This window comes from Flavobacterium adhaerens, from assembly GCF_040045115.1.
Lineage (GTDB): Bacteria > Bacteroidota > Bacteroidia > Flavobacteriales > Flavobacteriaceae > Flavobacterium > Flavobacterium adhaerens.
The window spans coordinates 98199-122646 of sequence record NZ_JBDLZX010000010.1; the positions used below are offsets into that span (position 1 = coordinate 98199).

Sequence of the window (24448 nt, forward strand, 5' to 3'; positions counted from 1 at the left end):
CTTCTTCTTACGGCTCATGACGAATCATTTTAAAAACAATTAAGAAGCAAACCTCAAAACTAAGCTATCCAATAGATAGCCAATTTTAACCAACAAACAGAATCCTATGAAAACAATAATATTTTCAATTCTTATGTTTTTCACAACCCTAATAAGTATAGCACAACAAGATGCTCAATACACACAGTATATGTACAATACTATAAATGTCAATCCTGCATACGCTGGTTCAAGAGGAGCCTTAAGTATTTTTGCTTTACATCGAAATCAATGGGTAGGATTAGAAGGAGCCCCAACTACCAATACCATATCTATAAATACCCCTTTCAACAATACAAACTTAGGAGCTGGTTTTTCAATAGTAAATGATGAAATTGGCCCATCTACTTCTAATTCAATTTCAGCAGACATATCCTACACCATTCCAGTATCCGAATCCTTCAGACTTTCTTTTGGACTCAAAGGAACTTTAAACATTTTCAATATAGACATCAACAAACTAAATATTGGAGATCAGACCGATCCTATCTTTCAAAATTTCGAAAATGATCTTTCGCCCAATATTGGTGCAGGACTTTATTTGCACTCAGACAAAGCTTATCTTGGTTTATCTGTTCCAAATTTTATCGAAACTGATGCTTATAACGATAATGAAGTTGCTATTTATAAAGAGAAAATCAATTACTATTTAATAGGAGGTTATGTATTTGACATTTCCCCTTCTACAAAATTCAAACCAGCCTTTATGACCAAACTTGTAGAAGGAACCCCTTTACAAGTTGATGTTTCTGCAAATTTTTTATTCATTGATAAGTTAACTGTTGGTCTATCTTATAGATGGAGTGCCGCATTTACTGGAATGGTTGGTTTTCAAGTATCGGATGCTTTTTATTTGGGGTATTCATACGATTTTGAAACTACTGCCTTAGACAATTACAACTCAGGTTCACATGAATTATACTTACGTTTCGAATTATTCAAGAAAAACAACAAAATGATAACACCTAGATTTTTCTAGAGTTTTACAAAAATTAGCTTGACCAAAATGTTCGATTTCTATTGTAACATTTCAAAACTAAAATCATGATAAAAAAGGTACACATATTAACAGCTTTCTTATTTATACCAGTAATAAAGTGTTGGTCACAACAGTATTCATTAACCCTAAATGAAAAAATGGCACATCCTCAAAAAGCTGTTTCTGTAAACCCAAAAGAAAATATTCCGATTAAAAATAAAATAAAACATTATCATGTAGAAGAAACAGTTACACTGAAATTTGGCAGTCACAAAAGAATCTATGATGTGAGTAGCTATAACTTGATTGAGACCTATGATTTAGGACCAAACGGAAAAAGAACCATTACACCTGTTTATACCGATAACAATGAGGTCGAGAATTCTGTAATAGCTAGTTATAATTTGGAATCCAATAGAAAAAGTACAACTACACCAATTTATGACAGTAAAAATGAGGCTCAAAACCAAGCAATCGCAAGAAACGAACAGCAAATAGAATATCCTGAATTTGCTTCAACAAATAGTTACAATTTAAATTCTAAAACTCCAAAACCAACAAATTTATATGCCGCTAAAAAGACAGTTTCCAATTCCACAACTGAAATTCGAAATCGAAAAGAGTCTCAAAAAGAAAAGAATTCTAATAAAGAAGTAGCACCAAAGCCTGTAGAGCAAATTATCGTAGCAAAACAAATTGTTCCAACAAGTGAACTAAAAACGAGTACAAACGAAACCAAAATTGCAATCTCAGATACGCCAAAGAACAAAGACATGTACAAACATTATATCGATGTTGTAAAAATCTACGAAAGAGTTGTCGAAAAAGGATATGGCACAGTATCTATGCTGAAAAAAATGGGAAATATCTATTTTTTTAATGACGATTATGACAAGGCCAAAGATTGCTATGAAAAACTATTCAATCTAACCAAAGATTTAGAACCAGAATATTACTATCGTTATTCGATAGTATTAAAATCAAAAGGTGAAATCCAAAAATCTAATGAATATCTAAAAAAATACAACCAATTATCACAAGTAGATTAATCATTAGTTTTTACAAAATTATCAAATCAAAGTTATTGGGTTTAAAAAAATAATATCATGAAAAAAATTACAATAATTAGTCTAACAATATTTTATATTTTTTCATTAAATGTTTATTCACAAAAAGCAAAATTAGCTCGAGCCGATAAACGATATGACAATTATGCCTATATAGATGCAATAAAAACCTACGAAAAAGTAACCCAAAAAGGATACGAAACCCCTCAAATTTATGAGAAAATTGCAAATGCCTACTATTTCAATTCCGAGTTAGACAAAGCCTGCACTTGGTATGATAAATTGTTTGCTACCAAAAAAGATATCGAACATGAATATTATTATCGTTATGCGTATTGCTTAAAATCGGTAGGACAAAACGAGAAAGCAAATGAAATGCTCAAAATTTACAATGAAAAAACAAACAATCAAGGAAAAGGTACTCATTATAGCAAGGAAGTCAATTTTTTGGACGAAATAAAAGCTAATTCTGGAAGATATAAAATCAAAGATGCTGGAATAAATTCTAAATATTCAGACTACGGAAGTTCATTTTACAATCACAAATTAGTTTTTACTTCTTCACGAGACACTGGAAGTTTAGGCCAAAGAAGACATAGCTGGACCGATCAATATTTTACAAACCTATACGAATCAAATCTTAATGGAGATTCGTTAACAGCACAAAAACCAGAAAAATTTTCTCGAAAAGTACGATCAAAATTTCATGAATCGAGTCCAGTTTTTTCTAAGGATGGCAAAACAATGTACTTTACCAGAAATAATTACTTAGAAGGCAAAAAAGGGAAAGATGAAAACCGAGTTACTTTAATCAAAATTTACAAAGCCACTTTTGAAAATGAAGATTGGACTAATATTGTCGAAGTATCTTTTAATAGTAATACTTACAGTACTGCACATCCAGCATTAAGTCCAGATGAAAAAACATTGTATTTTGTATCCAATATGCCTGGCACTTTAGGAGAATCCGATATTTTTAAAGTGCGCATCAACGATGATGGAACCTATAGTACTCCCGAAAATTTAGGAAACACGATCAATACTCCAGGCAAAGAAACATTTCCGTTTGTTACTAATGAAGATGAAATCTACTTTGCATCAGATACTCACCCAGGTCTTGGAGGTTTAGACATTTTTGTTGCCAAAATTCATCCAGACGGAACCTTTGGTGAAGTGAAAAACGTTGGTGCTGATGTAAACTCACCAAAAGATGATTTTGCTTATTTAATTAATACTATAAACCGAATTGGTTTCTTTTCTTCAAATAGAGATGGCGGCAAAGGATACGACGATATTTATCAATTTCTGGAAACCAAAAGACTAATTGAAAAATGCAAACCAATACTAACAGGAACAGTAACCGAATTTGACACAAGACAGATTCTTTCGAATACAGAAGTTACTCTTTATGACAATCAACATAATATCATAAAAACCATCGAAACTGATGGTAACGGAAACTATTCGTTTGATATAATTAACAATACCACTTATAGCGTAAGAACGAATCGTCCAGAATACTATCCTGAAGAGAAAACAATCTACATTAACAATTCAGATTGTACGACTCAAGTGGATTTAGCCATCAAAAAAGACAAGTGCAAAGTTGCTGTTGGAGACGATTTAGGCAAATGTTTTGACATTAAATGGATTTATTTCGACTTAAACAAATCAAACATTCGATATGAAGCTGAATTGGATTTGGCTAAAATTTTGGTTGTTATGAATGATTATCCAACTTTAAAAATAGATATTCGTTCGCATACCGACAGCCGTGCTTCTCACAAATACAATAAAGCACTTTCCGAAAGAAGAGCACAATCAACAAGAGATTGGCTAATTTCTAATGGTGTAAGTCCTGACAGACTTTCGGCTAAAGGATATGGAGAAACGCAACTAACAAACCAATGCGCAGATGGAGTAAAATGCACCGAAGATGAACACCAACAAAACAGACGTAGCGAATTTATAATTACAGCATTATGATTACTAAAATACAAAAGCTACTAAATCGTAGCTTTTTTTGTGAAACTTAGGTTTTGTTTGTGGCATTAAATTTTGACAAAAATATTAGTGTAATATTTTTTATTGGTAACTGGATTTTCTCTGACAGCAATACCAAAATGAGTAAAATCGCCTTCCATATTTTTTTTATGTCCGTCACTTTTTAACCAAGCATCAAAAACACCCTGTGCGCTATTATAATTGTAAGCGATATTTTCGCTTACATTTTTGGCACCCAATGTCTGAATTATACTAGAAGATCTTGCTTCAAAATTATTATGATTTACAACATTATTCTCAATCATATACTCGTCATGATCCTCAGAAATATAGGAAACATGATCGATAGTTTCCAAAGCATTTAATCCTATACTCAAGCGATGGGAATTTATCAAAGACATTGTTTCTAATTCTAATGAACTATAATTAAAAGTTGAAACAATTGGTGTATTATTGGTAGTAACAGCATCCGAATCTTCAACTGTACACGAAACTATAAACAATATAAATGCCCCAAAAAGAGCGCAACGAAAATTTTTTAAACTCATGACTTTTGTTAACCAAAGTAGATTTTAGGGCAAACCACTTCTTAATTAAACCTTTAGTAAATTTTTACAAAGCAAGTCATAATTCTTTGAAATACAAAAATAATCCGTTGAAATACAGTAAAATACAAAAATATAATAGTAATTTCTTACATTATGGAGCTAATCTTGAAATTACCCAAGAATAGTCATCTTCAAGTTTATACCGAATACGATCATGCAAACGATTGGGTCTTCCTTGCCAAAATTCGACTTCTAAAGGGGTTACCAAAAAACCACCCCAATGTTCAGGACGACAAATTTCTTTTCCTTCAAAATTCTTTTCTAATTGTTTTAAATGTTGTTCTAAATAATCACGAGAAGGAATTTCTTCACTCTGGTTAGAAACTATTGCTCCTAATTTGCTTCCGTTTGGTCTGGATTCAAAGTAGCCATCTGATATATTTTCAGAAGTTTTTATTGCAACTCCTTTAATAATTACTTGACGCTCTAAAGCTTCCCAAAAAAACGAAAGACAAACATTAGGATTATTGGCTATTGCCCTACCCTTTTCTGAGTTATAATTGGTAAAAAATATAAAACCTTCCTCATTAAACTTTTTTAGCAAAACAACTCGTGATTTTGGAAAACCATCTAAGCCAATTGTAGATACTGTCATTGCATTGACCTCGCCACTTCCTTCAAAAGCTTCTACCTCATGAAACCATTTATTGAAAAGATTAATTGGATCTTCTGGAATTGAAGATTCTAACAATTCACTCTTTTCATAAGATCGTCTATAATTACTTAAATCACTCATTACTAAAACTTTTTAAAAAAAATTAAAATTCAAAATTTTTACCATCATCCGCCAGTAAAACCTCTTTAAAAATGGTTTCAGCTTCCTTTTTAAAAAGTTCTATACTTTCGTAACGTGTAGAATAATGTCCTAAAATTAATTGTCCCGCATCGGCCTTCAACGCAATGCGTGCGGCTTCTTTTGCGGTAGAATGCATTGTTTTTTCGGCTAAACTTTCTTCGGCTTCCAAAAATGTAGATTCGTGATACAAAACCGAAACCTTTTTTATAATTGGAATTATATCTTCATTGTATTTGGTATCCGAACAAAAGGCATAACTTTTTGTCGGATCTGGATCGAAAGTTAGTTTATCATTTGAAATAATTCGTCCATCATCAAGAACAATATCTTTACCATTTTTAATATTCTGATAATAACAGGTCTCTATTTCATAATTTTGAATGGCATTCATATCAAGTTTACGTTCTCCTATTTTTTCCTGAAACAAAAAACCATTTGTATAAACACGATGCTTTAGCGGAATCGTTTTGACAATCACTTTTTCATCCTCAAAAATAATCTCGCTTTCTTTAGATTCTAATTCATGAAAAATCAATTGATAATTTGTCCAAGAATTGGATAATTTCAGTTGCAAATTGATTATTTCTTTTGCTCCCTTAGGTCCATAAACATGTAAATCGGTAGTTCGGCCTAAAAGTGCAAAAGTTGAGATCAAGCCGACCAAACCAAAAAAATGATCACCGTGTAAATGTGAAATAAAAACATGATTGATTTTTGAGAATTTCAATTTGTTTTTACGCAATTGTACTTGAGTTCCTTCTCCACAATCAATTAAAAAAAGTCTATTTTTAATTTCTAAAACTTGCGAAGTCGGATTGGTTAAAGTACGAGGAGTAGCGGCATAGCAACCAAGAATAGTAAGTTTCAATTTTTGTTTTTATTTAAAATTTAGGATTGTTTAAAGTTGTTCAAAAAGTTTAAAGTTCTTGTCATAATATCTTTAAAACTTAAACTTTAAACAATTTTAAAACATTTAAAAGCCTAAATCTCTTTCAATTTCATCCATTTCAATCAAATCATGTGCTTCTAATTGAGTAGGAACCACAACTATAGACTGTGGAATTTTGTTGAAATCTATATTCTCTACAACAAGAACAAAAGATTTTTTTGCTTTTTTATGAGTTTTGGCCAAATCCGAAAAAATCTTAATAGATTTTACATCAACTGTTGTATCGTGAGAAATATCCAAAACAATATTATAATCTTTATAGCCATTATATTGGCTATTCACTTTCTCTAAAAAGGATACTACATCACCTTCAGTATCTTTAATTACAATTGTATGTCCTTTTGTGGTAACTTTCATATATTATATTATTGAATTTTTGATGCTAAAAGATAAATTACTGCCATCCTGATAGCAACACCATTTTCAACTTGATTTAAAATAACCGATTGTTGCGAATCGGCTACATCACTTGTAATTTCGACTCCTCGGTTTATAGGTCCTGGATGCATAATTACAATTTCTTTGTTTAGAGAATCTAACAAATTTTTATCTACGCCATATTGTTGAGCATACTCTCTAGTTGAAGGAAAAAAATTCACATCCATTCTCTCGTTTTGAACTCTCAACATATTAGCCACATCGCACCATTCTAGAGCTTTACGCAAATTAGGCTCTACTTTTACACCAAGTGATTCTATATATCTTGGAATAAGAGTTTTGGGGCCGCAAACTTTAACCTCTGCACCTTGCATTTGCAAAGCATATATGTTAGAAAGAGCAACTCTTGAATGTAAAATATCACCAACTATCACCACTTTTTTGCCGGCAACATCTCCTAATTTTTCACGAATCGAGTAACTATCAAGTAAAGCCTGTGTAGGATGTTCGTGTGCACCATCTCCAGCATTTACAATACTCGCTTTTACATTTTGAGATAAAAAATATGCGGCACCCGGGTTCGAATGTCGCATTACTACCATATCCACTTTCATTGAAAGGATATTATTTACAGTATCTATTAATGTTTCTCCTTTTTTAACAGAAGATTGTGCTGCAGAAAAACTTATAACATCAGCCGATAAACGTTTTTGGGCTAGCTCGAAAGATAATTTGGTACGGGTACTGTTTTCAAAAAATATATTGGCAATTGTAATATCCCGAAGCGATGGTACTTTCTTTATTGGGCGATTAATTACTTCTTTAAAATGATCCGCTGTTTCAAAAATCAGATTAATATCATTCTCGTTGATGTATTTAATACCTAATAAATGATTTACACTTAATTCGCTCATTGTTTATTGTTTATTTATTCGTTAAATCGCTTATTCGATTTTTATGATGTTTTACTATGTATATGTTTAACTGTTATGTATTTTTTGTTTAAACGGTTAAAAAAACATCTAACCGATTACACTTTTACATCTAATTGGTTACTAAATAAACGCCATCTTCGCCATCTTGCTCGGCCCAACAAACTTTTACTTTTTCGCCATTAATAGCATCTACTTGGCGACCTCTATAATCTGGTTGTATTGGCAAATCTCTACTAAAACGACGGTCAATCAGAGTCATTAGTTCGATACCCGACGGTCTGCCGAAAGATTGAACTGCTGTTAAAGCCGCACGAATACTACGACCTGTATATAACACATCATCTATAAAAATTACTTTTTTATCTTCTACCAGAAAATCAATTTGGGTTTTATTGGCTTCCAAAGGTTTGTTGGTTCTTCGAAAATCGTCACGAAAGAAAGTAATATCCAAATATCCCAACTCAACATTGGGAATATGATACTCTTTTTCTAACAATATTTTTATTCGTTCTGCCAAAAAAGTACCTCTAGGTTGAATTCCGATCAAAACAGTATTCGAAAAATCAAGATGTTTTTCAATTAATTGACAAGCCAAACGGTTTAAAATAATATTGACTTCTTTTGAATTGAGTAACACTTTTTGATCCATACATGACAATTATTTGATTTTTTTTAATCATAGCCTTACAAATGTTTTAAAAAGAAATATTTTCAAAACTGCTATAAATTTGGTCAAGCAAATATACAAATTCCCATTTAGGATTTATTCATAAAGAGTCCATAAAATTATTCTTTTCTAAAAGTTATCCATGTTGCTTTATGCCAAATATATTCTAACGGCCCATGCTTGTGTTTTCGAGACCACCATGTACAAAATGACAATTGCAACACAAACAAAACAATCCCAATTAGTAAACAATATGTAGCTCCGGTATAAGTTACAAGTCCTAATCCATAATGGTAATACACCAAAGCCCCCAAAATAGATTGCATGATATAACAACTCAAACTCATTTTACCTAAAGGAACCAATGTTGCGAATATATTTTTAAATCTTTCTTTTTGATACAACAGGACAAATCCCGAAACCAGTATAAGCATAAAAGAAACATTTGACCAAGAAGTCAGAATCAGTGAAAGTGGATGTGAAACAGCTTTTCTTTCAATTAAATTAGGTAAAAAGTTTTTCAGGTTAAACAAAAGAACGAAAAGAAGAAATGCAAATTGCAAGGTTTTCTTCCAAAACAAATTACTTTTTTCCGAAACCATAAAAAGTTGTTTTCTCCCTGCTAACATCCCAAACATAAACAAAGCAGGAGCCTGAAAAAAACGGCCATTTTCCCAACACCAGGCTAGAGATGCAATCCTACCAATAGTAAGATTTCCGATTGCATAATCTATAAAAGAATTACTTTTTAAATACGTTCCCATGGCTTTAAAATAACTACTAGATAAATTAGGCGCAGGGACATAGTCTGGGTGAGATAAAGCATAAAAAAACTTACCCCATTCTATAGGTTGTGCTAACAAAATAATTGCCAACCAAAAAACTTTTTTATCACTCCAATTACAAACTGGAATTAAAGTAAGTCCTAACAGAGCGTAAAGCACTAAAATATCGCCTTCAAAAAAAATGGTATTTATGAGTCCAAAACACAAAAGCAAAACCAAACGCCACAAAAAACGAAGTCTAAAGTCCTTCCCTTTTTTTGCTTGATTGTCATTTTGAATAAAAAAACTTAAACCAAAAAGCAAAGCAAAAATTGCGTAGGATTTTCCGCCAAAGAAAAAAAACAAGGTTTCCCAAATTATTTTATCGAGAACTTTCATCCATTCCGGTAAAGCTTCCGGAAAATTATAATAATCAAAATGCTCAATATTGTGCAATAACATGATAGACATAATTGCAAAACCTCTCAAGGCATCTACAACTTCTATTCTCGGGATTTTAAAACTCAAAGTGTTGTTTGACATAGATTTACAAAATTATTTTTCCAAAAATATCGTAATTTCCATTTAAAAACCAAAAATATTAATCAGAAAACACCATAAAATACTATACAATAACACATCAACTATTGTGGTAATAGTAAAATTGAATCCCATTTAAACAAAAAAAGCCCGATAAAATCGAGCTTCCTTAATTATTAAAATTTCTTAATTTATAGATTGTACATTTTCTTTCTTTGTTCCTGAATTTTTTCATCATCAAGATATTCATCAAATGTCATGTAACGGTCGATTACTCCATTTGGAGTAAGCTCTACAATTCGGTTACCAACCGTTTGGGCAAACTCGTGGTCATGTGTGGTAAAAATTACCGATCCTTTATAGTTTTTTAATGAATTATTGAAAGCCGTAATCGACTCCAAATCCAAGTGATTTGTTGGTTCGTCTAACATCAAAACATTAGCACGCTCCATCATCATTCTAGACAACATACAACGCACTTTTTCTCCTCCTGATAAAACTCTAGCTGTTTTTAAAGCTTCTTCACCAGAAAAAATCATTTTACCAAGAAACCCTCTAATGTAAACTTCATCACGTTCTTCTTCTGTTTTTGCCCATTGGCGTAACCAATCTACCAAAGTCAAATCATTTTCAAAATACGAATGATTTTCTGCTGGCAAATAAGCTTGATTCGTTGTGATTCCCCAATCAAAACTTCCCGAATCTGCTTTTTGTTCACCATTTAATATTTGATAAAAAGCTGTTGTAGCACGAGAATCTTTAGAGAAAAGAACAATCTTATCGCCTTTAGCCATATTCAAATCTACATCTTTAAACAATACTTCCCCATCTACTGAAGCAGAAAGATTTTCAACATTCAGAATCTGATCTCCAGCCTCACGATCTTGATCGAAAATAATCGCTGGGTAACGACGACTAGAAGGTTTGATTTCGGCAATATTCAGTTTTGAAATCATTTTTTTACGAGAAGTCGCTTGTTTTGATTTCGCCACGTTTGCACTAAAACGACGAATAAACTCTTCTAATTCTTGTTTCTTTTCTTCGGCTTTTTTGTTTTGTTGCGCACGTTGTTTTGCAGCTAACTGGCTCGATTCGTACCAAAAAGTATAGTTCCCTGAATAGTGATTGATTTTTCCGAAATCAATATCCGAAATATGAGTACATACAGCATCCAAGAAGTGACGGTCGTGAGACACGACGATAACAGTGTTTTCGTAGTTTGCCAAGAAGTTTTCTAACCAAGCGATTGTTTCAAAATCCAAGTCGTTGGTAGGCTCATCCATAATCAGCAAATCAGGATTCCCAAAAAGAGCTTGTGCCAAAAGCACACGAACTTTCATTTTCCCTTCCATATCACTCATTAAAGTATAATGATCTGCTTCTGTAATACCTAAGTTAGACAACATGGCTGCAGCATCCGAATCGGCATTCCATCCATTCATTTCTTCAAACTGAACCTGCAACTCTCCAATCCTGTCAGCATTGGCATCATTATAATCTAAATAAAGAGCATCCATTTCTGTTTTAACAGCATATAAAACTTTGTTTCCCATCAAAACAGTTTCCAAAACCGTGTGTTCATCAAACATATTGTGGTTTTGGTTTAAAACCGACATACGTTTTCCTGGTTCTAAATGAATGTGTCCCGAAGTTGGATCGATATCTCCTGAAATCACTTTAAGGAAAGTTGATTTCCCAGCACCGTTGGCTCCAATTACGCCATAAATATTTCCGTGAGTAAACGTAGTATTTACTTCGTCAAACAAAACTCTTTTACCAAACTGAACTGATAAATTATTTACTGTTAACATGAATGTCTTTTGTTTAAAATTTTGTGCAAAAGTACAAAAAAATAATGTTTTTTTATTCTAAAAAAAGAGGCTGTCACAAAATTAAAATCAAGTTGTTGAGAATTGCATAAATGAAAAATTTATCCGATAGGTACTCCAATAGAAAAGAGGCTGAGACAGCCTCTTTATACAAATAATTTTAAGTTTAATCTTATTTCAGTTTTTTCACACTGTCAATTACATCAACCAAACCGTTATGTGATTTGTCTAGTGTAAGTTCCCAAAACATGATTCCGCCCAATTTATTTTGGATAACATAATTTGTTTTCTCTCTTACAGAAACTTTATCGTCGCCAGTGGCAAAAAGTTTTTCATTTGCATTATACCAATAAGCAGCTTTGGCTTTTTCGTCCCAAAAATAATCCCAACCTTTATCTTTGGTGAAAGTAGATTCGTAATTGATAAAGTTGACACCATCAATATGAATCCCTGCTTGATACAAACCGTGATTAATAGAAGCAACGTCTTTCCAAACTCGAGTGTAAAAAGCTGCTCCAATGACAATTTTTTGGGATGGAATTCCTAATTTCAATAAAAATTCTACAGCTCGGTTTGTTGATTCTTCTTTGTCATTAGTACTAAAAATTGGCGTATGATGTCCGGTAACTTTAGAATATCCGTTAACCAAATCATAACTCATGATATTTACTCGATCTACAATTGGCATTATTTTTTTCCATTCTACAGATTCATCAAGATATTTTTGAAAGCCTCCTGCGGCAAAACTTAGTTCGTGTTTTTTTCCTAATTCTTTACGCAAAGCAAAAACAAGAGCGGTAAAATTTGTTTTATCGGCAGGTTGAAACAAATGTCCTGGCATACCCTCTATAGTTGGATATTCCCAATCCAAATCGATACCATCACATTTAAAATAATCATTTACTTCTTTTACCGACTTAGCAAAAACATTTCTACCCTCATCAGTAGAAAACACACTAGAACAAGGTTCACATCCTCCCCATCCTCCTAAAGACAACATGATTTTTAGTTTCGGATTCTTGCTCTTGAGGGATACTAGTTTTTTTATTGCCAAAGAATCTTTAGTGCTATCCACACTCAGTTTTCCTTCTTTCAAATGACAAAAACTAAAAATGATGTGGGTCAACTTTGTAACATCATACGACTCTATCAGTTTTTCATCGCCCATATAATAAGCGATAACCGAGAAATTATTTTTGCTCTGACTTGTTGCTAAAACAGGTACTAACAGTAATAAAAAATACAATTTAAAATTTTTCATTTTTTTATTTTAAACATTAATAATACGGTACAAATTTTAATAATCGAAAATCATTTCAAATTATTTACCTTAAAGTAAAAATATCCTTTGACTAATCTCCAGTCAAGCAGAAGAAAAGTGGACCAATAATCGCTAGCTGACAAAGTACTAATTAAAAAAAACTGGTAATCATTAAAATAATTACCAGTCTTAAAACTATTGTTTAAAAAAACAATACTAATTCAAAATAAAGAAATCTTAGAAAAATACAAATAACCAAACTCAATCTTAATAACTATATCTTTAATTTTTGAATTTTAATTTAGGCTTGAACCAATTTTTTCAAGCTATTATATACAGCCAACTCCACATCGGCATAATCTTTAGATTTACATTTCTCAAGTAAATCATTTAAAACTTTTATATCTACATTTTGTTTCTTTTCTATCTTTAACAAAAGCTGTTGTGATAAATCATTTAAACTTTTAGATAAAGGCAAAACAGGATAAATAAGTGGTGCGTTGCTACTCAAAACATTTAGATCAGCATTCATCTTAATCCATTTATTTAAATAAGAAGTAACAAGCAATTGGTTTTCTGTAGAGTTATTAGAAACATAACTATTTACAGCTTTTTCAAAACTTAACGCATCTGATGCGTCTGGCGTACAAACATCAGCAAATAGTGTTAGAGGTGAATACATTTGATATTCTGTTCCTCCTTTATTTCTAGAGTATCCTTTTAGTGGTTCACAAATATTTGACATGTCTAACAAAGCTTCACTTTTTTGATTATTGCTAATATTTCTCAACAATGCTTCTTTGCTCTTTATGTGTTGTAATCCTAATTCTTCTAATCTAAAAGATATCACCTCTAATCTTTTACGCAAACTATTAATATCTGTAACACTTTCATTAGACCACAAACGCTCTGCAATAGCAGCAGTTCTTGGCCAAACTCTAGAATCAAAAGTTGCAGATGATACTAATTCGGTCCACATTGTAGCTTCGCCCCCTAGAATTCGTGCTCTTTCTACATCTGTCAGTTGAACCGATTTAGGCATTGGATCTACACTATAATGGTCTTCAACTTTATACATCAAATCAATGTAATAACCATTAGACAAAACCGTTTTATAACCTTTTGTAACAGCATCTACCAAAGATTGCCCCGCTACTACTCCTTCATTTACTCCTCGCCACGAATGAACCACAGCATCTTTTGATAAATCTTTGGTTAAAATTTCTTCCCAACCCATTAGTTCTTTACCATGTTTTTTGAGCATTGGCACTAATTGCATAGTGAAATACGTTTGCAATTCATGATTGGTTGCCAGTTTGTGTTTCTTTTTGAATTCCTGAATTTTAGGATTAGAATCCCAATCTTTTCCTTCGTTTTCATCACCCCCAATGTGAAAAAACTTACCTGGAAAAAGTGGGCAAACTTCATCAAAAATACTGCTTAATATTTCGTAAGTCTTAGGATTAGAAGGATCTAATGTTGGTGTAAAAATCCCTGCATTTCTTTCTATCCCATAGGTTTGAATTTGTTTGAATTGCTGTCCTTTTTCGCCAGAACCCACATTCAGGTTTACAACTTTGCTACCAATTTCTGGATAAGCTGTCAGAATAGCCGAAGCGTGTCCTGGAACATCAATTTCTGGTACAACCATAATTCCTCTATCAGCAGCATATTTTACAATACTTTTGATTTCTTCCTGAGTATAATACAAACCGTCTGAAGCCAAATCAATTAACTTCTTATTTTTTTTCATTTCAATTCTCCACCCTTGATCATCCACAAGATGCCAGTGAAAAACGTTCATCTTAACAGCTGCCATACCGTCAAGATTACGCTTTATCACATCAACTGGCATAAAATGTCTGGACCCATCAATCATCAAACCTCTCCAAGTAAATCTTGGAAAATCTGAAACTTTTGCATTAGGAAAATAAAATGAATTAGTATTGTTTTGCAATAATTGCAATAAAGTTTCAAGGGCGTGCAGTGCGCCAACATCTGTAGTTGCATTAATAGTAATCTTATCTGCAGTTATATCAAGTAGATAGCTTTCATCTTCATACAACTCAATTTTTGCATTTCTAGTACAGTTTATTTGCAAAACTGCATCTGGAGCTTCATTAATCCCCGTTATAAAACCTTGGTTAAAAAACATTCCTGTTCTTCCATCTAATCTTCTTAAAAAGCTTGTTGCTCCAGTAAAAATTCGACCATTTGGTGCACCCGTGATATTAACTTTAAAGTCTTTTGTTAAAGCAAAAGAACCATTATTTAGAGTAATATTTTGTGGCCAAGGCATCAAATTTAATTGCTCTTTTGTAACCTGAGCCGTTGAAATAATCGAAGCAAAAAGAAAAATCAGAATATATTTCATTTTATAAAAGAATAGATAAGTTGAAAAAAAAAAAGAGTTAGTGCTGAATTCTTAAAGTTGAATTACAAAGAGTTAGAATTCAGCACCGTATTAACACAAAAAACTATGATTTTTTTAGTACTCAAAACGTTTAAAAGCTTCAATAGCTTCATATTCGGCCAAGCCTAAAGCATCATATAGTTTGGCTGTATTTTTATTTCTATCTTCGGCTCTAACCCAGAATTCTCTTGAATCGTTGCCTTGAAACATCACTCTATCTTTTTGAGACTGATGGTATAAAATAGCTTGTCTTTTTAGTAATACTTCATCGGGACTCAATGGAACTGCCATGTCAATTTCGTGAATATCCCATTCGTGCCAAGCTCCTCTGTACAACCATAACCAACAATCATTCATATAAGGTTTTGGTTTTAGTATTTTCATTGCTGCAAAAATGGCATTTAAACATACCTCGTGCGTACCGTGAGGATCAGCAAGGTCTCCTGCTGCAAAAACTTGGTGCGGTTTTATTCTTTCAATAATCTCTTTTACGATAGAAATATCTTCTGGACCAAGAGGATTTTTTTGAACCATCCCTGTCTCATAAAAAGGCAAATCCAAAAAGTGAATATTTTCGTCCTTAAGACCAATATACCTTACTGCAGCATACGATTCGCGTCTTCGAATTAAACCTTTCAATTTTCGGACTTGCAAAGTATCGCTTTGACCGATTGATTTGGTTTTGATATCATTTATTACCGATTGAAAATTAATTCCCGAATTATCCTTATCGGCAAAATCATTACATACCTCCGCAAATTTTAATGCTTCATCATCGGTAACAGCAATATTCCCAGAGGTTTGATACACAACATGTACATCGTGTCCTTGTTTAATTAATTTTGCAAATGTTCCTCCCATAGAAATCACATCATCATCAGGATGCGGGCTAAACAAAATCACTCGTTTCTTAGCTGGATTTGCTCTTTCTGGTCGGAACGAATCGTCTGTATTGGGTTTTCCTCCAGGCCATCCTGTGATAGTATGTTGTAAAACATTGAACATATTAATATTCAAATCATAAGACGAACTTCCGGCTGCCAATAAATCGGACATTCCGTTGTTGTTATAATCTCTATCAGTCAATTTTAAGATTGATTGATTTGTGTGTTGGCATAGCCAGACAATTGCTTTGCTTTTTAATTCGGGGGTCCAAATACATTCGCCAACCAACCAAGGAGTTTCTAATCGTGTTAGTTCAGATGCTGCTCCTTCATCTAAAACAAAAGTGGTATTGTTATGATTTTGTAAAAATGTAGCTGGAATTTCTGAACTGATATCCCCTTGAATAGTACGCTTGATGATTGAAGCTTTATTACGTCCCCAAGCCAATAATACAATTCTTTTGGAGCGAAGGATCGTAGAAACTCCCATTGTAATAGCTTTTTTGGGAACATTCCCTATTCCATTGAAATCTCCAGATGCATCAACTTTTGTAATATGATCCAAAGTAATAATTCTTGTTCCAGAGTTGATGTGCGAACCTGGCTCATTAAAACCAACATGACCCGTACGACCAATACCTAATAATTGAAAATCTAAACCACCAGCGTTTTTGATGTTCATTTCATAATCTACACAAAACTGATTCAAATCTTCCAGAGCAACAGTTCCGTCTGGTATATGAACATTTTCTGGTCTAATATCAACATGATTAAACAAGTGCTGATGCATAAAGTAATGGTAACTTTGGTTGCTTTCCTTTGGCATCGGATAATATTCATCCAGATTAAAGGTAATAACGTTGTCAAAACTTAACCCTTCTTCTTTGTGCATACGTACCAATTCTTGATACACTTTGATCGGAGATGAACCTGTGGCAAGTCCTAATACGCACTTTTTGTTTTTTTCTTGCTTAGAACGAATTAAATCTGCAATTTCTTGAGCGACTATAATTGAAGCATCCGCAGCATTTTTAAAAATTACATTATGAATTTTCTCAAAACGGGTATCTTCAAACTGGCCTGCTTTTTTAAAGCTGATGTCATTACCTAAGTTTGATGTAGTTCTCATGATATTTACTGTTATTTTTTATTACTTAATAAGTTGCCATGTAGTAGCAAATTAACTCTCTTATTAAAGATACGAATACCTTTTATAAATTCTTGGGTTTTACCAATCAAAAACAAATGATTAACAGAGTTTTATATAAATTTTATTTTTAAAAAATAAAAAACTTTTCGTTTTTAATAAGCTCTTAAAACAAAGCTGATACACTTTACAAATCAGAGCGATTGGGTTTGTGAACCTTTTAATTTTATGCTGTTTTTATTACAAATTTATAAGGCTTATACACCTTAAAAAAATAAATTATACCAACAGACCTCTTTTTTAAACCAACGACATTTTTCAATCAACAATGCGGTTTTTATGCTAAAAAAACTTCAGATTTTTAAAAAAAAATCTTTTAAAAGATTAAAAAACACATATCAAAACATAAATGAACTTGCAGATTTGAACGTATTTTTTATGTATATTATGGTGAATCAAAAAACTTGCAGCATCTTTTTGACTCTTATTTATTTTAATCCAGGCAGGCAAAAACCTGCCTGGAATAAAAACAACTTAACTAAACTTAACTCAATTTATTTATTAGAAATTTGCAGTAGTAGTGTCCCACCAAAGTCTTGTAGCTCCGTTATCAGCTCCTCCTAATTTTTCAACTCCAGTAGCAACACCAGCAGGATTTGTATTTTTTTCTGATTGAGCAAAAGGCAATCTTCTTACTCCATATTCAGTTGAAATCACACCACCACTTTTGTTATTAGAAATTGGGAACAATTTTGGATATCCAGTTCTTCTCCATTCAGACCAAGCTTCTTGTCCTTCTGGATAATTAGCAATCCATTTTTGAGTAATAATTTTTTGAAGTTTAACTTCGTTAGTCGCTGCATCATTCCAAGCAACTGTTACTTTATTGACAGCAGCAATATTATTTGCTGAATTTACGTAATCAACATAATCTTTAGGCATTTTCGTATTATCTGCAATATAAGCAGCTGCACCAGACGCACCGGCTTGATCAAAAGAAGTTGAGATACCTAATTCGTACAATTCTTTAGCAGTTCCATTCATATTCCAACCTCTTACAGCCCCTTCAGCTCTTAAGAAATAAACTTCAGCAGTTGTCATCCAGACCACATTACCAGTTGCCATTGGTCCTTTTGGATTACTTGTAGAATGATCTGCGTAAGTGGCTGACGAAGGATAAACAATACCTGTTCTTACACCTTTATATTCTCCTGCAAATTTTGGAGCTGTAGTAAAATAAATAGGCATTCTTGGATCTTCATAACCTCCCCAAATTGATTCAACATCAGCTCCCATCATAATTCCTTTCCAGCTATTAGCAATTACATCAATTACATGTAAATTTTGCGGAGAATTGATAGCCATAATATCATCTTTGGTAGTCATAACACCAATAGAATGATTAACCGCTTTTTCAGCTTCAGTTTTTGCCAAAGCTGGATCCACTTTAGAAATACGGATAGCTAAACGCAAACGTAAAGAATTCGCAAATTTGACCCATTTTTTGTAATCACCTGCATAAGTTGATTTATCAGCACTTCCGAAAGAAGATGCCTCACCAGCATCAACTCTTTCCGTTAATTCAGTAACAGCAAAATCTAATTCTTTAAAAAACTGTGTATAAACATCTTTTTGAGAATCATAAGTTACAGCTCCACCATCAGAAACCCCATATTTTGAATATACAATTGGTCCGTACATATCTGTAATACGGTGCATTGTAGCTACTTTTAAAATTAACCCCCAAGCATAAAACTGGTCATATTTACCTTTTGACTCTTCTTCGATTTTTACCAAGTTAGCCATACCTTCAAGATAAGCAGTATCCCAAGCATAACCATTCCAACCGTCATTCAAAGCATAATCATGATTATTAGTTGGTCCAAATACAATAGGAGTAGTTAAATAACCAGACCACAAATCTGCCTGTAAATTTTGCTGAATTTGATACATCCATGTTACATCTAAAATCAATAATTTATTGAAAACAGGAGCATATAAACTTTTTATTTGGTTATAATCTTGTGAAAGTTGTTCTTTTGAAAAACCATTTGGATTAGTATTGATTTCTTCAAAATTATTTGTACAGCTAATGGTTGCAAGTAATGACAAGCAAATAGCCGATTTTTTTATTTTATTTAGTTTCATGATACTTACAATTAGAAAGTTAAGTTTAAATTAAGACCGATGTTTCTTGTAGATGGCATTCCATAAATATCTACACCTTGTAAACCTTCGCCAGTACTTAATGAAACATTAGGATCAAACGGAGCGTCTTTGTAAATGAAGAATAAGTTTCTTCCAATTAATGACACACTAGCCGAATCTAGGAAAGGTAAAATGCTCTTTTTGAAAGTATAACCTATAGATATTTCTCTTACACTAACATTAGTAGCATCATAAGCATACTCTCCTGTAGCACCATTTCTTCCTCCTACTTGAGTGTAATAATCCTGTGCTGGATATTTACCTCCGTTTTTAGTATAAGGAGTTCCGTCATCATAAATTACATTCGAAATTCCGCCAGCATTTCTAGCATCTCCAGAAGCTTTAGATACTCCGTATTGGTCGTTAATTGCTTGAGTTAAACTTACTACTTCACCTCCAAAACGACCATCAATTAAGATATTTGCGGTAAATGCTCCGATTTTAAATGTATTTGAAAAACCTAACATAAAATCAGGATTTGAATTTCCGATTTCTTCCCAATCTGTCTTTTTGATTGAATCATCAGTTTTGCTTAAAACTACTCTTCCTTGATCATCTTTTACCAAATTAATTCCCTCGATAACTCCAAATGGTTTTCCTTCGATTAATCGGTATCTATAAGTATTTGATCCTGGGTCAGTAATTAAAATTGCTCTTTCTCCTCCTTCAGTAATTTCAGGTATTTCTTTTACTAAGTTTTTATTTTGAGAAAAGTTAACTCTTGATTCCCAGCTAAATTTATCACTACGAATAATTTCAGCAGAAACAATAGCTTCAAAACCTTTATTTTCAATTTCTCCTGCATTAATTGCATAACTATTGTATCCTAAATCACTATTTGTTGATCCTGCTGAAACTTGCATAAATTGATCTTTAGTAGAAGAGTTATAGTAAGACAATTCGAAACCTAATCGGTTGTCAAACATTCTCCATTCTGTACCAATTTCAAATTCTGACTTTAACTCAGGCTTCAAACTTTGTCCTTCTGCAGGACCAATTCTAGGTATAGATACCACTCCATTTGTTACTGTGTATAAAGGAACTGTTACGCCTGGGGCAATATCATTACCCACTTGAGCAAAAGAAGCACGAACCTTACCAAAATTAACCCAACTTGGCATTGTTACCATTTCGCTAAGAACACCAGTTAAACCTACTGAAGGGTAAAAGAATCCAGGATTATCAGTATTAACTAATGTAGAAGACCAATCATTTCTAGCCGCTGCATCTAAAAACAAATATCCTTTATATCCTAAAGTTGTTGCAGCAAAAACAGATTGTACTTCTCTTGCAGAACCTGTTTGAAAATTACCTGCATTACTTGCAAAATTTCCTAACGTAAACCAGTTTGCATTACTTAAACCATTTGCAATACCAGAATCAAGAATTACACCGCTAGTTTTAGAACTATTAATACTTGTTCCGAAAGTAGCATTGAAAGAAAAATCATCAGAAAAATTAGTATTAATAGTACCTATTAAGTCAGCATACTTTTGCGTAGCAGTATTATCCGTTTTAATGAATCTTCCGTTTGGATGTGCTAAAGTAGAAACAGTAGTAGCATATAATCTTTTTTCAAAACCAGCTTCTACTCTGTTATAACTAAACCTTGAAGCTAAATGAAACCAGTCTTTAATTTTATAATCTAAAGCAATTGTACCATTAAAGAAGTTATTAGTATCTTCTGATTTATTTCTATTGATTTGAAAAAATGCATTTTGAACATATTCATCAACAACAACTGGGAAATTTTGAGCCATAATATTTCTAGATGGGTCATAAACCTCAAAATTATTTTGATACTCACTAAAACTATTTCCTCTAGGAAACAAATACACCCCTGTCATTGGGTTGAAATACAACCCATTTACTGGACGGTTTGTTATTTCTTGCACCGTATAATTTCCTGTAACAGAAACATTTAATCTATCCTGAAAGAATTTTGAAGATTGGCGAATTCCAAAGTTGTTTTTCTTCAATCCATTTTCTGGCATAATTCCAGAAGCCGAAGTATTAGCATAAGTTACAGATGTTGAAGCCGCTTCGCTACCTTTATTGAAAGCGAATGAAGTGATTTGAGTTACTCCTGTTTCAAAAAAATCTTTTACATGATCATCTGATTTTCCAGCAGCACCCCAAGTTCTTTTTGCTCCAGCTTCGGCAACATAATCAGTTTGAAATTCTGGTAAATAAGCTGCATTATCTAAAGTTGTAACTGAATTTATTGTAAAAGATTCTTTCCCTATTTTTGGTTTTTTTGATGATAACAAGATTACACCGTTAGCACCTTGACTACCATATAATACAGAAGCAGCTGCACCTTTTAGTACTGTCATTCCATCATAATCATCAGGATTAATTAATGAAATTACATCACCACCATCTTTATTACCACCAGCTAAATCACCAAAAGTTTCATTAGGCTGACCTGTTCCTCCATTATACAATGGAATACCATCAATTACATACAATGGTTGATTGTTTGTAAAAGATGAATTACCTCTAATTACCACTTTAGTAGATCCTCCTGATCCAGAAGAACTTCTAGTTACAGCCACACCAGCAATTTTACCAGCAACTGTATTAACAAGATTCACATCTCTAACACGAGTTAATTCTTCTGATTTTAACTCCTGTGTTGAATAGGTAAGAGATTTTTTGGCTTTCTTAATACCTAATGAAGTTACAACTACTTCAGTAAGTGCTGTTGAAGCTGCTTCTGATAATTGAATTTTGATACTCTCAGACTCACCCACTGTAACAGTTTTCGTTTCGTATCCAACGTATGAAACCTCGAGTACGGCACCAGTTTTAGCCTCTATAGAAAAACTACCATCAAAATCAGTACTTGTACTGTTCGATTCTCCCTTAACAACAACATTAGCTGAAGGTAAAGGCATACCTTTTTCATCAGAAACCAAACCCTTGATCGTCTTTACTTGCGCCAGGGTAACTTGCGCAGTAAAAAGAACCATCACGATTAAAAAAAATTTTCTCATTTTTAAATTATTTTTGTTAGTTATAGGGTAAAAGTATATTGTTAATGTTTTCCAAAAAAATAAATTAAACAAACTGCACCATTTTTTAAACCAACAACATTTTTTTATCAATAATATGTTTTACGAAAACGTTTTCTCTTTTAACAAAATCACGCTATTATAGGTTATTTTATGTTTTTTCATAAAAAAAATAGTTTTTCACTAAAAATATATCAGTTTTTCAAGTTTAAAAAAATCAACTAAAACAAGCTAAAAACAAGGCCTTATTAACAAATAATTAAGAACCAAAGCATTAGAAAAAAGTCAACTATACATTAGAATAAAATCATTTTTTAATTTTTTTAGAACTCCTACTTATACAAAAGAAAATGCCTAACAAGGTTTGCCGTAATCGTAATTCTAAAATTAAAATTAAAGCAAAGCCTCATTAGGCATTTTCTATTCTTGGTGTTTTTCTAGTTTACATCCCACCAAACTTTATTAGTCCACTCGTTTGTTCCTCCCATTCTAGATAAAGCATCCAAATAATTGTCTTTATTTTTTTGCATTTCATCATTTGGATAGTACAAACGTGTTGGCACTACTCCACCTGTTTCAGAATCAGGATTAGTAATTGGTAATAAATGCGGGTATCCAGTTCTTCTCCAGTTTGAATATGCTTCGATACTATTAAACAAATACGTTACCCAAAGTTGAGTGCTAATTTGTTCCATTTCAGAACCAGCAACTAAAGGGTTATTATTTAAATACGTCGTAATTGCACTTGCTGAAGCAGCAGGAGCACCATAAATTTCTAACTGTTTAATCGCAGCTTCGACACCTTTTTTATAATAGTCTGAAGCTGATCCTGAAACCCACCCTCTAAATGCTGCTTCGGCCAAAAGCAATTGCGATTCAGAATAACTTACGTGTAAAAATGGAGTCGTTCTTAATTTTAAATAAGGACGTATTCCTGAAACCGCATTAGATCCTCCAGGCATATCCCATTGAAAAACTCCAGGAACATTACCCTCATATAATTCTTCGCCGGGTGCAGGTGGTCCCCAGTTTACACTCCCTGTTTTTGGCGTTGCAAGCATAGTCAAACGTGGATCACCATTATCTCTTAGGAAATCAATCATCAATGTACTAAAGTGATCAGCATGTTCGTTTCCAATCATTGCATAAGACAATCCATTTCCTCTAAAGTCAATCGAACCTGGAGTATCATTAAATGGAAAATCAAAATGTTTCATAACACAGTTATCAGCATTACTTTCAAAAACTCCATTTTGCAAAGCTGCTTTTGCTTGTTTTTCAGCTTCGGCAGGACTAACCTCAGAAATCCTCATAGCTAAACGCAAACGTATAGTGTTGGCTAATTTTTTCCATTTAGAAATATCGCCATTATAAAACTGGTCACCTCCTACAGCGCCGCCACCAGAATTTAACTGAACATATGCTTCTTGCAATTCGCTAAAGAAGGCATTATATATATCCTCTTGTTTATCGTATTTTGGAGTAACAATTCCTTTAGAGAATCCTAAACCAGCTTCAGAATAAGGAGCATCTCCGTACAAATCTGTTATACGCTGCATCACCATAACTTTCATGATTTTGGCAACAGCATTCATATTTACAGCTGCAGGATCGGCACTTGTTTTATCGATAACATCTGCAATACATTTAAGCTCATTTGCATATCCATTTCTCCAAATAGCGGTTGCATAATCATCATTTTTTTTGAATTTGCTTCCAAATTCGGTTACGTTCCATGCACCAGCATAATGTTGAACAAAACCTCCAGAATAAATTAAATTAGCCCTCCATTGATAATATCCATCACCAGACATACACAATTGAGTAAAAGTAAGTTGTCCTGCAGGGTTTGCAGATAACGCAACGGGGTCTTTTTCTAACTCGTCAAAATTTTCAGTACAGCTAGCCAGAGCAAAAAGCGAAAATGACGTAGCTAATATTATATGTTTAAATTTCATAATTT

Annotated in this window: 17 protein-coding genes; 3 read left to right on the forward strand and 14 right to left on the reverse strand. The window is 32.8% G+C overall.

Annotation, left to right across the window (positions count from 1 at the left end; genetic code table 11):
• The first annotated feature begins 106 nt into the window (after positions 1 to 106).
• From ABEB18_RS14050 to ABEB18_RS14060, 3 genes are all read left to right on the forward strand, one after another.
• Complete coding sequence (locus ABEB18_RS14050; RefSeq protein ID WP_348799942.1) at positions 107 to 1018, forward strand: PorP/SprF family type IX secretion system membrane protein; 912 nt, start codon at positions 107 to 109, stop codon at positions 1016 to 1018.
• Positions 1019 to 1083: 65 nt separating this feature from the next.
• Positions 1084 to 2067 carry a tetratricopeptide repeat protein gene (locus tag ABEB18_RS14055; protein ID WP_348799943.1) on the forward strand — a complete coding sequence of 328 codons (984 nt, stop codon included), beginning with the start codon at positions 1084 to 1086 and terminating at the stop codon, positions 2065 to 2067.
• Positions 2068 to 2124: 57 nt separating this feature from the next.
• Complete coding sequence (locus ABEB18_RS14060) at positions 2125 to 4071, forward strand: OmpA family protein (RefSeq protein ID WP_348799944.1); 1947 nt, start codon at positions 2125 to 2127, stop codon at positions 4069 to 4071.
• 65 nt (positions 4072 to 4136) lie between these two features.
• On the opposite strand, the gene ABEB18_RS14065 is transcribed toward ABEB18_RS14060, so the two are convergent.
• From ABEB18_RS14065 to ABEB18_RS14130, 14 genes are all read right to left on the reverse strand, one after another.
• Complete coding sequence (locus tag ABEB18_RS14065) at positions 4137 to 4637, reverse strand: CAP domain-containing protein (protein ID WP_348799945.1); 501 nt, start codon at positions 4635 to 4637, stop codon at positions 4137 to 4139.
• 151 nt (positions 4638 to 4788) lie between these two features.
• Positions 4789 to 5433, reverse strand: a complete 645-nt coding sequence (pdxH, locus tag ABEB18_RS14070) for a pyridoxamine 5'-phosphate oxidase (RefSeq protein ID WP_348799946.1) — start codon at positions 5431 to 5433, stop codon at positions 4789 to 4791.
• A gap of 22 nt (positions 5434 to 5455) precedes the next feature.
• Positions 5456 to 6361: a ribonuclease Z gene (locus tag ABEB18_RS14075; protein WP_348799947.1), complete on the reverse strand. Its 906-nt coding sequence runs from the start codon at positions 6359 to 6361 to the stop codon at positions 5456 to 5458.
• A 105-nt stretch (positions 6362 to 6466) separates the two neighbouring features.
• Entirely contained in the window at positions 6467 to 6799 is a 333-nt protein-coding gene (locus ABEB18_RS14080) for a ribonuclease Z (protein WP_348799948.1), read from the reverse strand.
• Positions 6800 to 6807: 8 nt separating this feature from the next.
• Positions 6808 to 7734: an aspartate carbamoyltransferase catalytic subunit gene (locus tag ABEB18_RS14085; RefSeq protein ID WP_348799949.1), complete on the reverse strand. Its 927-nt coding sequence runs from the start codon at positions 7732 to 7734 to the stop codon at positions 6808 to 6810.
• 130 nt (positions 7735 to 7864) lie between these two features.
• On the reverse strand, positions 7865 to 8404 hold the full coding sequence (gene pyrR / locus ABEB18_RS14090) for a bifunctional pyr operon transcriptional regulator/uracil phosphoribosyltransferase PyrR (RefSeq protein ID WP_348799950.1): 540 nt from the start codon (positions 8402 to 8404) through the stop codon (positions 7865 to 7867).
• 137 nt (positions 8405 to 8541) lie between these two features.
• Positions 8542 to 9729 carry a DUF418 domain-containing protein gene (locus ABEB18_RS14095; RefSeq protein WP_348799951.1) on the reverse strand — a complete coding sequence of 396 codons (1188 nt, stop codon included), beginning with the start codon at positions 9727 to 9729 and terminating at the stop codon, positions 8542 to 8544.
• Positions 9730 to 9917: 188 nt separating this feature from the next.
• Positions 9918 to 11537 (reverse strand): ABC-F family ATP-binding cassette domain-containing protein, encoded by a 1620-nt coding sequence (locus ABEB18_RS14100; protein ID WP_348799952.1) that lies wholly within the window; start codon positions 11535 to 11537, stop codon positions 9918 to 9920.
• 190 nt (positions 11538 to 11727) lie between these two features.
• Positions 11728 to 12816: a glycoside hydrolase family 18 protein gene (locus tag ABEB18_RS14105; protein ID WP_348799953.1), complete on the reverse strand. Its 1089-nt coding sequence runs from the start codon at positions 12814 to 12816 to the stop codon at positions 11728 to 11730.
• Positions 12817 to 13117: 301 nt separating this feature from the next.
• Complete coding sequence (locus tag ABEB18_RS14110) at positions 13118 to 15190, reverse strand: beta-N-acetylhexosaminidase (RefSeq protein ID WP_348799954.1); 2073 nt, start codon at positions 15188 to 15190, stop codon at positions 13118 to 13120.
• 114 nt (positions 15191 to 15304) lie between these two features.
• Positions 15305 to 17242 carry a glucosamine-6-phosphate deaminase gene (gene nagB, locus ABEB18_RS14115; protein WP_348799955.1) on the reverse strand — a complete coding sequence of 646 codons (1938 nt, stop codon included), beginning with the start codon at positions 17240 to 17242 and terminating at the stop codon, positions 15305 to 15307.
• 579 nt (positions 17243 to 17821) lie between these two features.
• Positions 17822 to 19408 carry a RagB/SusD family nutrient uptake outer membrane protein gene (locus ABEB18_RS14120; RefSeq protein WP_348799956.1) on the reverse strand — a complete coding sequence of 529 codons (1587 nt, stop codon included), beginning with the start codon at positions 19406 to 19408 and terminating at the stop codon, positions 17822 to 17824.
• 11 nt (positions 19409 to 19419) lie between these two features.
• Positions 19420 to 22467 (reverse strand): SusC/RagA family TonB-linked outer membrane protein, encoded by a 3048-nt coding sequence (locus ABEB18_RS14125; protein WP_348799957.1) that lies wholly within the window; start codon positions 22465 to 22467, stop codon positions 19420 to 19422.
• Between the two features lie 455 nt (positions 22468 to 22922).
• Positions 22923 to 24443 carry a SusD/RagB family nutrient-binding outer membrane lipoprotein gene (locus tag ABEB18_RS14130; RefSeq protein ID WP_348799958.1) on the reverse strand — a complete coding sequence of 507 codons (1521 nt, stop codon included), beginning with the start codon at positions 24441 to 24443 and terminating at the stop codon, positions 22923 to 22925.
• Between the last annotated feature and the right edge of the window lie 5 nt (positions 24444 to 24448).